General features: G+C 72.5%; 6 protein-coding genes. 5 read left to right on the top strand and 1 reads right to left on the bottom strand.

Translation table 11 applies throughout. The annotated features are described in order from the left end of the window. Positions 1-4: 4 nt before the first annotated feature. Complete coding sequence (locus ABEE00_RS25335; RefSeq protein ID WP_345747974.1) at positions 5-1,267, bottom strand: nucleotide sugar dehydrogenase; 1,263 nt, start codon at positions 1,265-1,267, stop codon at positions 5-7. Between the two features lie 218 nt (positions 1,268-1,485). Here ABEE00_RS25335 and ABEE00_RS25330 point away from each other — a divergent pair, with 218 nt between their 5' ends. The 5 genes from ABEE00_RS25330 (at position 1,486) to ABEE00_RS25310 (ending at position 14,246) form a co-directional block, all read left to right on the top strand. Continuing rightward, positions 1,486-3,192: a glycerol-3-phosphate dehydrogenase/oxidase gene (locus tag ABEE00_RS25330; RefSeq protein WP_345747973.1), complete on the top strand. Its 1,707-nt coding sequence runs from the start codon at positions 1,486-1,488 to the stop codon at positions 3,190-3,192. A gap of 400 nt (positions 3,193-3,592) precedes the next feature. After that, entirely contained in the window at positions 3,593-5,794 is a 2,202-nt protein-coding gene (locus tag ABEE00_RS25325; RefSeq protein WP_345747972.1) for a serine/threonine-protein kinase, read from the top strand. Positions 5,795-6,126: 332 nt separating this feature from the next. Then, complete coding sequence (locus ABEE00_RS25320; RefSeq protein WP_345747971.1) at positions 6,127-10,485, top strand: protein kinase; 4,359 nt, start codon at positions 6,127-6,129, stop codon at positions 10,483-10,485. A 216-nt stretch (positions 10,486-10,701) separates the two neighbouring features. Further along, positions 10,702-12,318 (top strand): succinic semialdehyde dehydrogenase, encoded by a 1,617-nt coding sequence (locus ABEE00_RS25315; protein ID WP_345747970.1) that lies wholly within the window; start codon positions 10,702-10,704, stop codon positions 12,316-12,318. Between the two features lie 119 nt (positions 12,319-12,437). Further along, positions 12,438-14,246: a GMC family oxidoreductase gene (locus tag ABEE00_RS25310; protein ID WP_345747969.1), complete on the top strand. Its 1,809-nt coding sequence runs from the start codon at positions 12,438-12,440 to the stop codon at positions 14,244-14,246. Positions 14,247-14,768 lie beyond the last annotated feature (522 nt).

Here is a 14,768-nt window from a genome sequence, read left to right as displayed (position 1 = left end):
GGGCTCAGAGCCGGTGTGCCGCACCCGTAGGGGTCGCCCCCCGGGTGTCCAGAAGGAGCTGGGACTTGGCGGCCAAGCCTTGGAGGTCGTACGTCCTGTGGTGCTGGAGGAGCACCGTCAGGTCGGCCGCGGCGGCCGACTCGTACAGGGAGTCCGCGCGGGGTACGGGGCGGCCCGCGACGTGCCACTGGAACACGTAGGGGTCGTGGTAGCTGAGCTGCGCCCCGAGGTCCTTGAGCCGGGTGCCCACCTCCCGCGCGGGCGCACCCTCCTGGTCGGCGAGATCCGGCTTGTAGGTCACGCCGAGCAGCAGGATGCGGGCGCCGCGCGCCGACTTGCCGTGCTCGTTGAGCAGGGCGGCGGCGCGCTGTGCCACGTACCGGGGCATGCGCGAGTTGGCCTCCTGCGCGACCTCGATCATCCGGAGCGGATAGCCCAGCGAACGGCTGCGGTACGAGAGGTAGTTGGGGTCGACGGGGGTTCCGTGGCCCCCTACACCGGGTCCGGGGCGGAAGGACTGGTACCCGAACGGCTTGGTCTCGGCGCACCTGATCACGTCCCACAGGTCCACGCCGACGTCGTGGCAGAAGACCGCCATCTCGTTCACCAACGCGATGTTCACCTGCCGGTAGTTGGTCTCCAGCAGCTTCACCGTCTCCGCCTCGCGCGGGCCGCGGGCGCGTACGACCTTGTCGGTGAGGCGGCCGTAGAAGGCGGCGGCGGCCTCCGTGCAGGCGGGGGTGAGGCCGCCGATGACCTTCGGGATGTTCGCGAAACCGAATCCGCGGCTCCCGGGATCGACCCGGGCGGGGGAATGGGCCAGGTGGAAATCCCGCCCCGCACGCAACCCCGAGCCCTCCTCCAGCAGGGGCCGCAGGATTTCCTCGGTGCTTCCCGGGTACACGGTCGACTCGAGGATGACGGTCGCCCGCGGCCGCAGCTCGGCGGCGAGCGTCTGCGCCGCGGTCCGCACCGCGGTCAGATCCAGCGCCCTGTCCTCGCCCAGCGGGGTCGGGGCGCAGATCACGGCCGTACGGACCCGCCCGAGCACGGCCGGGTCGCTGGTGGCGCGGAATCCGCCGGAGAGCATCCGGCGGATCGCGGCGGCCGACAGCGAGCCGTTCGCGGGCGGGCGGCCCGAGTTGAGGTCGGCGACGGTGGACTCGTCCGGGTCGTAGCCGATGGTGCCGATGCCTGCCGCCACGGCGGCCTGACACACGGAGAGCCCGGAATGGCCGAGCCCCAGAACTGCGAGATCTGCGGGCATGGCGGCGGACCTCCTCCTCTCGCTGCGCTGTGCTGGGCGCCGAGTTGTGCTGGGCGCATTGTCAGGTTAAGGGCCAATATGACCGATCTCCGGGATTGCGGACGCGGGCATGCCAGCGTGAGGTCAAAGTCGTAGAAATGGGGGAGCATCGGCCTGAGGGGAGGCCCCGGGGGGACGCAGTCAGAGACCGGCCAGCAGGACCGTCACGGGAGGCAGCGGTGAGGACAGCGACACTGGGACCGGAACAGCGTGCCGAAGCGCTGGCGACAATGGCCGAACGGGAACTCGACGTGCTGGTCGTCGGCGCCGGGGTGGTCGGCGCCGGCACCGCGCTGGACGCCGCGACCCGCGGGCTCTCCACCGGGATCGTCGAGGCGAGGGACTGGGCTTCCGGCACCTCCAGCCGCTCCAGCAAGCTGATCCACGGCGGGCTGCGCTACCTGGAGATGCTCGACTTCGCCCTCGTGAGGGAGGCCCTCAAGGAGCGCGGACTGCTGATCCAGCGGATCGCTCCGCACCTGGTCAAGCCGGTGCCCTTTCTCTATCCGCTCCAGCACAAGGGCTGGGAGCGGCTCTATGCGGGGACGGGCGTCGCGATGTACGACGCGATGTCGGTGTCCTCGGGGCACGGGCGCGGGCTGCCCACCCACCGCCACCTCTCGCGCCGCCACGCGCTGCGCGTCGCGCCGGCCCTGAAGAAGGACGCGCTGGTGGGAGCACTGCAGTATTACGACGCGCAGATGGACGACGCGCGCTACACGGCCACGCTCGTACGGACGGCGGCGGCGTACGGAGCGCTGGCGGCGAACCGCGCGCGGGTCGTGGGCTTCCTGCGCGAGGGCGAGCGCGTGGTGGGCGCCCGGATCCAGGACCTGGAGCAGGGCGGCGAATTCGAGGTAAGGGCCAAGCAGGTCGTGAACGCGACCGGCGTGTGGACCGACGACACCCAGGGGTTGATCGCGGAGCGCGGGCAGTTCCACGTCCGGGCCTCCAAGGGGATCCACCTAGTGGTCCCGAAGGACCGGATCAACTCCTCGACCGGGCTCATCCTGCGTACCGAGAAGAGCGTGCTGTTCGTCATCCCCTGGGGACGGCACTGGATCATCGGGACGACGGACACCGACTGGGACCTCGACAAGGCGCACCCCGCCGCGTCCAGCGCGGACATCGACTACCTGCTGGAACACGTGAACGCGGTGCTGTCCGTGCCCTTGACGCGGGACGACGTGCAGGGCGTGTACGCGGGGCTGCGGCCGCTGCTGGCCGGCGAGTCCGACGCGACCAGCAAACTGTCGCGCGAGCACACGGTGGCGCACCCGGTGCCGGGGCTCGTGGTGATCGCGGGCGGCAAGTACACGACGTACCGGGTGATGGCGAAGGACGCGGTGGACGAGGCGGTGCACGGCCTCGACCTGCGGGTCGCCGAGTGCGTCACGGAGGAGGTGCCGCTCGCGGGCGCCGAGGGCTACCACGCGCTCTGGAACGCGCGGGCCAGGATCGCCGCGCGCACCGGCATCCACGAGGTGCGGGTGGAGCATCTGCTCAACCGGTACGGCTCGTTGGCGCAGGAGGTGCTCGACCTCATCGCCGCCGACCCGAAGTTGGGCGAGCCGCTGCCCGCTGCCGACGACTACCTCAAGGCCGAGGTCGTGTACGCGTGCACCCACGAGGGCGCGCGGCACCTGGACGACGTGCTGACACGGCGCACCAGGATCTCCATCGAGACCTTCGACCGGGGCACGCTGAGCGCGCGGGAGTGCGCCGAGCTCATGGCGCCGGTGCTGGGCTGGGACATGGACCAGGTCGAACGCGAGGTCGCGCACTACGAGAAGCGCGTGGAGGCGGAGCGCGAATCCCAGCTCCAGCCCGACGACCAGACCGCGGACGCGGCGCGGTTGGGGGCGCCGGACATCGTGCCGCTGTGAGGAACCCCTAGGGGCAGGGTGCCCCTAGGGGTGGCGTCTCCCTGAGGCGCGACGTGTCCCTGACGCGCGGCGTGCCGCTGAGGCGTGGCGTGCCCCTTAGGGGGCGCGTTCGCCGTTTGCGCCGGTGCAGTGGGGTGTTGACGCGTCGAGGCGTTGCCGAAGCGGGCCGCGCGGTGATGGACTCCGTCACCGTGGCGGCCCGCTGATCGTGATCATGTCGTTGTCGGCGGGACGCAACCTCCTGCGGCCGTTCCGCGTGGGGGTGTTGGGGAGCGCAGTGAACTCGTGAGAAGTGTGTGAGGCCGCTGTGCAGCCCCCGTACACGCCTTGTCGGAGCAATGGTTCACAATGAAGTCTCCGCTGGGGGTGGGCTCATCGCAGAGGGGACACAAGGGGTTTCATGAGCAGCGAGGACACGGGCCGGCTGATAGGCGGTCGCTATCGGCTCGGGGACGTCCTCGGGCGCGGCGGGATGGGAACCGTGTGGCGCGGCGAGGACGAGATCCTGAGCCGCACGGTCGCGGTGAAGGAGCTGCGCTTCCCGAACAGCGTGGACGACGAGGAGAAGCAGCGCCTCATCACCCGCACGCTGCGCGAGGCCAAGGCCATCGCGCGGATCCGCAGCGGCAGCGCCATCACCGTCTTCGACGTGGTCAACGAGGACGACCGGCCGTGGATCGTGATGGAGCTGGTCGAGGGCCGTTCGCTGGCCGACCGGATCAAGGAGGACGGCCCGCTCACCCCGAGGCGCGCCGCGCAGGTCGGCCTCGCCGTCCTCGACGTGCTGCGCGCCGCGCACCGCGAGGGCATCCTGCACCGCGACGTGAAGCCGTCCAACGTCCTGTTGGAGGACGGCACGGGCCGCGTGGTCCTCACCGACTTCGGCATCGCGAAGGTCGAGGGCGACCCGTCGGTGACCTCGACCGGCATGCTGGTGGGCGCCCCCTCGTACATCTCGCCCGAGCGTGCGCGCGGCAAGCCGCCGGGCACCCCGGCCGACCTGTGGTCGCTGGGCGGCCTGCTGTACGCGGCGGTCGAGGGCCGTCCGCCGTACGACAAGGGCTCGGCGATCTCGACCCTGACCGCCGTCATGACGGAGCCCGTCCCGCACTCGGAGAACGCCGGCGAGCTGTCCGAGGCGATCTACGGCCTGCTGGTCAAGGACCCGGAGAAGCGGCTCGACGTGGACGGCGCGCGTGCGCTGCTGGAGCCGGTGGCCGCCGGCACCGCGACGCCCGAAGTCCCCGACGCCACGCGGACGGTGGCCATGCCGTCGCCGCCGGAGGAGGACGCCGGGACCCCCGCCCCTGAGAAGGGCTCGGGGGGCTCGCGCTCCGGAAAGTCCGGCGACTCCCGCTCCGGGAAGTCCTCGGGGTCGGCCTCGGGGGCGCTCTCAGGGGCGGCCGCGGGGGCTGCGGGCGCCGGTACGAAGAGTGGCGGCGGCGCGAAGGGCGGAGCCGGCGCGAAGGGTGGCGCCAAGGGCGGTTCCGCGCGGGGCGGCGCGAAGGCCGGTGCCAAGGGCGGCGCCAAGAGCGGTGCGGCGTCCGGGACTTCCAGTAAGAGTGGCGCCCGGGGCTCCTCCCGTAAGGGGGATGCGGGGCGGCTGCCCGAGGAGGCCGGCGCGGGCGCGGCTGGTGCGGCCGGTGCGGGCGCGGATTCCGGTTCTGGAGCGTTGGCGAAGGGCTCCGGGGCTGGGTCCGGGTCGGGCGGCGGCGCCGGTGCGGGGGCCGGGGGTGGCTCCGGTTCCGGTGTGGCTGGTTCCGGGACCGCCGTGCGGGGCGCGGGCGGTGGCGGCGGCAAGGCCGCGCTCGCCACGCTGACCGAGCGCTTCTCGCGGCGCACGCTCGTGATCGCCGCCGCGGTGATCGCCGCTGTGGTGCTGATCGTCGCCGTGGTCGCCACGGTCGCGAGCGGCGGTGGCGGTGACCAGGGAGCCAAGGGCGGCTCGGGCAGCGCGGCCGGATCCGACCAGGGCGGGAAGACGTCGGCGGACAAGGGCCAGGACAAGGACAAGGGGCAGGGCCAGCAGGGTGGCGAGAAGAACACGCCCTCACCCGAGGCGTCCCCCTCCTCCGGCCAGGACGCGTCGAAGGACGGCGACAAGGGCGGCAAGGACGGCGGGAAGCCCGGCGATTCCGGCCTGCCCAAGGGCTTCAAGAAGGTCGACGACGGCGCCTTCGGCTTCAGCATGGGGATGCCGGAGGGCTTCCGGAAGACCGGCGTGGCCGGGCAGAACTCCGGCGCCAAGTACGGCGCCTCGTCCGGCAGCCTCCCCAAGGTGCAGGTGGACCACACGAGTTCGCCGGGGGCCGACGCCGCGCGCGCCTGGCACCAGGCGGAGAACGCCGTACGCGGCAGCAGCCCCGGGTACCACCTGATCGGCATCGACAAGGTCGGCTGGCGCGGCTACCCGTCCGTCGCCGACTGGAAGTTCACCCGGCAGGAGAACGGTCAGAAGGTCCGGATACTCAACCGCGGCTTCAAGGTGGACGGCTCGAACGGCTACGCCATCATGATCACCTGCAAGGCCTCCGAGTGGGACGGCAAGCAGTGCCGGCAGCTGCGCGAGACCGCGTTCAAGAGCTTCAAGCCCAAGGGCTGAGGCGGGCGCTCCCCTAGGGGCCCCAGACCCCCTAGGGGAGCGGTGCTCCACACGTTCCCCTCACGCCCCTTACGGGTGCGCGGAGTTCACCGGTGTACGCGAATCCCCGGCGTACACGGTTCCCGCGCGGCCCGCCGGGGGATACGCACCGCACGAACAGGTGCACTACCACCGTGGACCGACCGTGGTGGCCTGCAGACTCTCCGGTACTCGCGCGGAGGATCGCATGGGCACGTATCGTGAGGTCCCGCAGGCCGTAAACGTCCGCAATAGAGCGGATGCGACTGGGAATTAGTGAGGTTTGACGGTCTCGCGCGCTCTCGGGAGGCGTCGTGGACGAGTACGGCGAGTACGCGGATGTAGCGGGGCGATTGCTTGCCGATCGCTACCGGCTGCCGCACCCTCCCGCCGGAACCTTCGATTCCGGACAGCGCCCCGACCCGGACGTGGTCGTCGCCTTCGACACCGCGAGCGACCAGGAGGTCCTGGTACGCCGCATCCCGCTGCCCGAGGTGGTGGAAGCGGAGGTGCTCGACCCGGCGGTGACGGGATCGGGCCGTGCGCCTTCGGACGGTTCGCCGGGCGCCGGCGGAGACGGCGGCCCCGGTGGCCGCGGAGTTCTGGGCGCGGCGGGCCGGGCCACTCGCAGGCCCGCCGATCCCACGGTGCGGCGCGCGGTGGAGGCCGCTTGGGAGGCGGCGCGGCTGCCCGATCACCCGCGCCTCGACCAGGTCTACGACGTCTTCGTCGAGGGCGAAGGGCTGTGGGTGGTCAGCGAATTGGTGCCCTCGCGGCCGCTGTCCACGCTGCTGGAGCGCCGCCCGCTGGAGGCGCACCGCGCCGCGGAGATCGCCGCCGACCTGCTCGCGGCGCTGCGGGCCGTGCACGCCCACGGTTGGACCCACCGCAACATCACCGCCCGCACGGTGCTGATCTGCGAGGACGGCCGGGCGGTACTGAGCGGCCTCGCGGCCGGCGCCGCCGAGGAGGCCCTGTGCGGCTACGACCCGCTGCCGCCTCGGAGGGGCGAGGGGGCAACGGAGGGCGCGGGGGCGGATGTTGCGGGAGAGGCGGAGGGGGAGGACGGGGTGGGGCCCGGCCACGCCCAGCCGGCTCCCGGCCGGATGTCCCAGGAGCGGTTGTCCGGGGCCTGGTCGGCTCAGGACCGGCCCGCTCAGGGTCGGACGAGCGACCGGCCCCCTAGGGAGGAACCCTCTGAGGGAGTTCCCCTAGGGGACGGGGCACCTCAGGGTTCCCCGGAGGGGGAGAGCGACCCGGGGACGCCGCCGGCCCCGCGAGGGCTGATACCGGGCGCGGAGGACGGCGCGGCAGGCGAACAGGAGCCCCCGGAGGCACGGCCCCCGGCGCCTTCCCCGTACGGGCACCTCCCGGAGACCTGGAACGGCAGCGCGCTCCCCGAGGGCTTCGCGGCACGGCACGAGGAGTCGGCCGAGGACGCCCCCGCCGCCAAGGAGGGCAGCAGCGAACGCCTGGACGGCCACTGGGAGGACCACAGGGGCCAGGGCATCTTCGGCTTCGACGGCTCGGCGTTGGGTGCGGGGGACCGATCGGCGCGCGGTACGGCGGGGCGCGCCGGACCGCATAGCGCAGGTGGCCCGTACGGGTCGGGTGATCCGTACGGAGCCGGCGCCCCTTCCGGCCCTGATGACCCCTACGGGCAGGGTGCCCCGTACGGGACCGAGGCGCCGTACGGGCGCGACGGCTCCGACCCGCGCGAGGCCCCCTACGGGGACGGTGATGTCCCTTACGGGGACGGCGACGACCCCTACGGGAGCCATGGCCCTTACGGGGAGGGGACCCGGCAAGGCTGGGGCAGCCCCCAAGGGCAGGGCGACGCGGGGGAGTGGCACGGGGGAGCGCGGGACCACGAGGGCGAGGGCCACGAGGGCTCCGGCGCAGGGGCGCGGTACGGCGCGGGTGAACGGGGCGCAGCGGGGTGGGAGTTCACCCCCGGCAGCGCTCCGGTGAGGCCGGGCTACGAGACCGAGGGGCCGTACGGCGACGTGGGGGCCGACGCCCGGATGCGGGCCGCGCGGCGCGGCGCCATCGCGGCGTACCGGGCCGGTGCGCGGCGCGCCGCCGAGATGCGGGCCGCCGACCGCGAGGCCGAGGACCGCGGAACGGACCCCGAGCGGGACGCGGAGGGGCGCGGCGGCGAAGCGGGGTTCAGCGCGGGAGCCATCGCGTGGTGGTCTCAACAGCCGGATCCCGCAGATCTGTTGGGGGAGGGGGCGTCAGACAGCGGTGCGGACCGCGCCCCTGAGAGCGCCCCGGACGCCCCTGACGGGGACCCGTACGGGGAGGCTGTGGAGCAGGCCCCTGCCTCCGCCGTGCCGGACGAGGACGTCAGGTGGTTGCCGCCCAGCGGCGATGTGGTGAGCCCGACGACCCTGCCGGGCCCCCGTAAGGGAAACAGCCGCTCGGTGCGTACGACATGGCAGACCGCGCAGACTGCACCTGGGGGCGACGGCGCGGACGGGGGAGTGTCGGAAGACGAGCGCGCCCCTGAGGTGGATCAGGGGGAAGAGGACTTTGGCGCGGGTGAGTTCGCCGCGCACGGGGATGAGGCCGGGGGCGGCAGCGGGGCTTGGGCCGCGCCCCGCGAGGTGGAGGACGACGCGTACCGCGGTCCCGCCACGGCCCTCGCGGCGGAGCGGGCCCGGCACGCGCGCATGACGATGGTCGGCGCCGTCACCGAGCGCTGGGCCCCTGAACAGGCAGGACCGGTCCACGAGAACTGGCGGCTCGCGCCCCCCGTCGGCCCCGCGGCCGATCTCTGGGCGCTGGGCGCGCTGTTGTTCCGAGCGGTGCAGGGGCACGCCGCGTACCCGGAGGAGAACGTCGCGGAACTCGTGCAGATGGTGTGCGCCGAGCCGCCCGCCTTCGCCGAGGAGTGCGGTCCGCTGCGCCCCGTAGTGGAATCCCTGATGCGCCAGGACCCCACCGAGCGCCCGGACTTCGAGGAGCTGCGCGGCTGGCTGCGCTCGCTGGTCCGCTCGGCGCCCGAGCCGGATGCGGGGCACGGCACGGTGGTCGCCCCGCCCTCGCTGGAAGGGGGCCGCCCCTCCGACCCGAGGCGGCTGCCCATCCTGCGGCGCCGCGGCGAACTCGTACGCAGGCGGCGTGGCTGGTTCCCGTGGTGGAGCGGACGCGTGGGCGCCACGCGCGCGGGCCAGGCGAAGGAGCCCCCTAAGGGGTCCGCGCCGGAGGCGGTGCCGGCGCTCGGGACCGTCGCGGCCGAACAGGAGGCCCCGCACGCGGAGTCCGGCCACCTAGGGGGCCGGAGTCAGGGTCAGGGCAAGGGCCAGGGTCGTGGCCGCGGCCGTGGAAAGAAGCGCCGCCACAAGCGGGGGCGGACCCACGGCAGACCCCCGGAGAAGACGGTGCTTCCCGGCGCCGAGGAGGCGTACGGCGGCGCAGTGGGCCCGAGCGACGCACACGCCATCGGCGACCCCTACGGGACTCCCCAGGAGGCCCCTTCCGGGATGCCTGAGGGGTGGAGCCCCGCGCCGGCGTACCCCGCCGCGGCCGAGGAGCGTGAGCAGGAACAGGAAGAGAGCCGGGAGCGAAAGAAGCAACAGCCGCTGAAGCAGAAGCGGGAGTGGCCACAGGGGTCGAAGTGGAAACCCGCTCAGGGCCCGACCCCGATTCCGGGCCCTGCCCCGGCCTCAGCTCCGGAGCCGGACCCCGGCGCGGACGCCCCCCTCGTGGAGCCCACGGTGTCGATGGCTCGGCAGCCGGAGTGGTCACCGGACCCCGGCCTAGGCACCGAGACCGCCGCGCTCCCCAAGCCGCCGAAGCCCGGCCGCGCGCCGAAACCTCCCAAGGCCCCCAAGGCGCCGCGACCGCCGAAGCCGCTCAAGAAGCCGCGCGCGCCCCGGAGTTCGCGTCCGCCGCGCGACCCGAATACGCCGCGTACCTCGCGTGCGTCGCGCCGTCTGGGCCGGTGGGTGGTGGGGCTGGTGCTCTTCGGGCTGACGGCGGGGATGCTGTACGCGACGTGGTTCATGCCCAAGCAAGGGGCCGAGGGCGATCAGGGTGCCCCGCAACGTGGCTCGGTCGAGGAACCGAGCGCCGCCCCCTCCCCTGAGGGAGACCGGGGAACGGGCCCCGGAGGGAAGAACCCTGAGAAGACCACGAAGCCCGGAACCCCTGACAGGGGTAAGGGGAGTGGCAAGGGCGCCGACCGGCCGAAGAACCCGGGGCCGGCGGTGAAGGCCCCTAAGGGGTTCAAGATGAGCAAGGACCCCGCGGGCTTCCAGATCGCCGTGCCGCAGGAGTGGAACCGGCGCTCCACGCCGGGCGACGGACAGGTGCGCTACAACGGCGGCCGGGTGGAGATGGTCGTGGTGAAGGGCCGGGACACCACGCGCGAGTACGGCGAGGACCCGACCGCCTACCAGTCGGACAGCGAGCCCGAGCTCGCCGCGTACCGGGCCTCGGACTGGGCGACCACCTCAGGGCTCCGCCGCATCGACGTGGGCGAGACGTCCATGGCCGAGGGGACGTTCGGCTGGCAGGACAGCGGACGCCAGGTGTACGCGCGGAACCGCGCCACCGTGCTGGGCGGGCGGTACCACGTGCTGATGGTGATGGGCGACAAGGACAAGAAGAAGGAGATCGACCGGATCTTCGAGGCAGTCGCCGACACCTACCGCGTCACCCGCTAGCGCTCCCTTAGGGGCGGGGTTGGGTAGGGGTACCTCCCTGAGGGGCAAGGCCCCCTAAGGGAGCGGAAGTTGGTGATCACCTAGGGGGAGCGGTGCTGGTCGACGTCCCGGAGGCCATCCCTGGGCCGGTTTGTGCCAGCGAACACTGGCGGATTCGGTGAAAAGTGATTACCGCCGGGTATACGCCGGGACACTCAGCGTCCTAGTCTCGGCACCATGACGGACTCGAACGCCACAGCCAGCGTCACCGACGGCAACCCGGTGGCCCCCGCGCCCGCCGGGGTCCGGACCGCGGACGACGTCGTCACGCCCGACCTCGTCGCACGGCTCACCCACGGGGTCGCCGGCAGCGGCAGCACGTACAGCCACAACCCGTTCACCGGGGAGCGGCTCGCGGAGCTGCCCGAGTCCACGGCGGAGGACGTCGCCGCCGCCTTCGACCGCGCCCGCGCCGCGCAGCGCGCCTGGGAGGCCCGCCCCGTAAGGGAGCGCGCCGCCGTGCTGCTGCGCTTCCACGACCTGGTGCTCAAGCGGCAGTCCGAGGTGCTGGACCTGATCCAGCTGGAGACCGGGAAGGCCCGGCTGCACGCGCACGAGGAGGTCCAGGCGGTCGCCGTCGCCGCTCGCCACTACGGGCGGAAGGCGCCCTCGTACCTGCGTCCGCGCGGCCGTACCGGCGCCATCCCCACCCTTACCAAGGTCACCGAGCTCCGGCACCCCCGAGGTGTGGTGGGGCAGATAGCGCCCTGGAACTACCCCTTCGAACTCTCCGTAGGGGATGCCCTTCCGGCCTTCGCCGCCGGCAACGGCGTGGTGATGAAGCCGGACACCGAGACCGCGCTGACCGCCCTGTGGGCGCGCGAGCAGCTCATCGAGGCCGGGCTCCCCGCGGACCTGTGGCAGGTCGTTCTCGGGGACGGACCCGTAGTGGGCCCCGAGGTGGTGGACCGCGGCGACTACGTGTCGTTCACAGGGTCGACCCGTACGGGGCGCGAGGTGGCGCAGAAGGCGGCGGCCCGGCTGGTGGGCTGCTCGCTGGAGCTGGGCGGCAAGAACGCCATGATCGTGCTGGACGACGCCGACCTCGACAAGGCCGCGGCCGGCGCGGTGCGCGGCGCCTTCTCCTCGGCGGGCCAGCTCTGCATCTCGATCGAGCGGCTGTACGTGCACGAGTCCGTCGCCGACGACTTCCTGGAGCGCTTCGCCGCCCGTACGAAGGCGATGCGGCTCGGCAACTCCCTCGCGTACGGCGCCGAGATGGGCTCGCTCGCCGGGCAGCGCCAGCTCGACACCGTGACCCGGCACGTCGAGGAGGCCGTGGACAAGGGCGCGAAGGTGCTCGCGGGCGGCCGGGCCAGGCCCGACATCGGCCCGCTGTTCTACGAGCCGACCATCCTCGAGGGCGTCGAGTCGCCGATGGCGGTGTGCGGCGAGGAGACCTTCGGCCCGGTCGTCGCCGTCTACCGCTACTCGGACGTCGAGGAGGCCGTCTCGCTCGCCAACTCCACCCCCTACGGGTTGAACTCGAGCGTCTGGAGCAAGAACGGGCGCCGCGCCAGGGACATCGCGGCCCGGCTGCGCACCGGCACCGTCAACATCAACGAGGGCTACGCCTCCGCTTACGGCAGCGCGCAGGCCCCGATGGGCGGCATGGGCGACTCGGGGCTCGGGCGGCGGCACGGTTCCGAAGGCATCCTCAAGTACACCGAGGTGCAGACCGTGGCGCACCAGCGGGTGCTGCCGATGGCGCCGTCGCTGGGCATGGACGACGAGAAGTACGCGGCCTTCATGAGCGCGTCGCTCAAGGCCCTCAAGGCCTTCCGCTTCCGCTGATCCGGGCCCCTTAAGGGGCCGCCAGTACGGGGCCCCGCCGGAGCAGCACACAACCCCCGCGTACGCCCCGTACGCACCCCCTACGCAGTTCAGAGCCGCACTGTTTTCGGAGGTCCGCCGTGCCGGAGGAGAAGTCTGTCCCTGAACAGAGGGATTCGTACCACTATGACGTTCTTGTCGTCGGCTCCGGCTTCGGCGGCGCCGTCTCCGCGCTGCGGCTGACGGAGAAGGGTTACAAGGTCGGTGTCCTGGAGGCCGGCCGCCGCTTCACCCGCGAAGCGCTGCCCAAGAACTCCTGGGACATCAAGAACTACCTGTGGGCGCCCGCCCTCGGCCTCTACGGCATCCAGCGGATCCACGTGATGAGCAATGTCATGATCCTGGCGGGTGCCGGGGTGGGCGGGGGTTCGCTGAACTACGCGAACACGCTGTACGTACCGCCGCCCGCGTTCTTCCAGGACCGCCAGTGGGGCCACATCACCGACTGGCAGGCGGAGCTGAAGCCGTACTACGACCAGGCGCAGCGCATGCTCGGCGTACGGCTGAACCCCACCATGACCCCCTCGGACACCCATCTCCGGGCCGCGGCCGAGGAGATGGGTGTCGGGGACACCTTCCACATGGCACCCGTAGGGGTCTTCTTCGGGGACAAGCAGGACGCGGAGGGCAAGAGCGAGGCCCGCCCCGGGCAGGAGGTCCCCGACCCGTACTTCGGTGGCGCGGGCCCCTCGCGGCGCGCCTGCACCGAGTGCGGCGAGTGCATGACCGGCTGCCGCCACGGGGCCAAGAACACCCTGAACGAGAACTACCTCTACCTGGCGGAGAAGGCCGGGGCGGTGATCCATCCCATGACGACCGTCAGTGCGGTGGAAGAGCTGTCGTCCAACTCCGGTGCGGAAAGCGGCGGTTACGCCGTGACCTGCGTACGCACCGACAAACGGAAGGCGCCGCCGCGGGTGCTGCGCTGCCGCGAGGTGGTGATCGCGGCGGGGGCGTACGGCACGCAGACGCTGCTGCACCGGATGCGGGACGAGGGGAAGCTGCCCCGGCTCTCCGCGAAGCTGGGCGAGCTGACCCGCACCAACTCCGAGGCACTGGTCGGCGCGCAGACGATCGACCGCAAGTACCAGAAGAAATGGGGCGAGAAACCGGACTTCTCGCGCGGCGTGGCGATCACTTCTTCGGTGCATCCGAACGAGAACACTCATATCGAGCCCGTCCGTTACGGCAAGGGCTCCAACGCGATGAGCGCGCTCACCACCCTCCCGGTGCGACAGAACACCAAGCTGCCAGGCCCGCTCGCACACATCGGGACATGTCTCAGCCAGCCGGTGACCTTCGCCAGGTCACTGTCGGCGCGGAAGTGGTCGGAGCGCATCATCATTGGTCTGGTCATGCAGACCCACGACAACTCGCTGACCACCTTTCGCAAGGAAAAGGGCCTGGGCAAGGGCCTGTTGACGGCGAAGCAGGGCCACGGCGCGCCGAACCCGGTGCACATCCCCGAGGGCGCTGACGCCGCGCGCAAGCTCGCCACGGAGATCAACGGCTTCGCCGGCACCAACGTGGGCGAGCTGCTCAAGATGCCGCTCACCGCGCACTTCCTGGGCGGGTGCCCCATCGGGGACGGTCCGGAACAGGGTGTGATCGACCCCTATCACCGGCTCTACGGGTATCCGGGGATCTCCGTGGTGGACGGTTCCTCGGTCTCCGCGAACCTGGGTGTGAACCCCTCCCTCACGATCACCGCACAGGCCGAGCGCGCCATGTCGCTGTGGCCCAACAAGGGGGAGGCCGACCCGCGGCCCGAGCAGGGCGCCGCGTACGAGCGCATCGACGCCGTACCGCCGCGCGAACCCGCCGTACCCGAGGGCGCCTTCGGTCAGCTCCTGCTGCCGGTGCCGGAGGTGCCGCCGAAGAAGGTCTGATCCCTTAGGGGGCCTGGTCCTAGGGGTTCTCCCTTAGGGGCAGGGCCCCTAAGGGAGCCCTCTCAGGGGCTCCCGTCCCCGAGATCCACTCCGGCCCCTGCCCTTACGGGTAGGGGCCGGTCCGGTTCTGCTGCCGCGGGCAAGGCGAAGGGCCCCGGGCGCGGCCGGGTGGGAGGCGGCGCCGCGGGGCCCTTGGCGGTCAGCACGGGCGTCAGGGCAGCACCCGTGCTGAGGTGCGGCGCCGGGGGGTAGCGCCGCAGGGAATTGGTTCGACCATTGGCAGTTGCCCGCCCCGTACCCTCAACTGCGTTGGCCGGTACGGGGTTTGTCCTCTGCATCGTGGTCGATCCGCCTCATGCTGCGCAACCGTTTCGACAGACTCCGCGCGGCGCGGGTGGCGGCTGGCCGAAAGTGTCCGCGGAGCGGCCGGGGCCCGGGGGGGCCCCCGGGCCCCGCCCCGGCCCCCCCCCCCGGGCGGGGGGGGGGGCGGGGGGGGGTGGCCCGCGGGGGCGGCACCGGGCC

The organism is Streptomyces odontomachicola, assembly GCF_039605595.1.
Taxonomy (GTDB): Bacteria; Actinomycetota; Actinomycetes; order Streptomycetales; family Streptomycetaceae; genus Streptomyces.
Note: the sequence above shows the minus strand (reverse complement) of the source record. Positions and strands in the feature narration are given on the sequence as shown.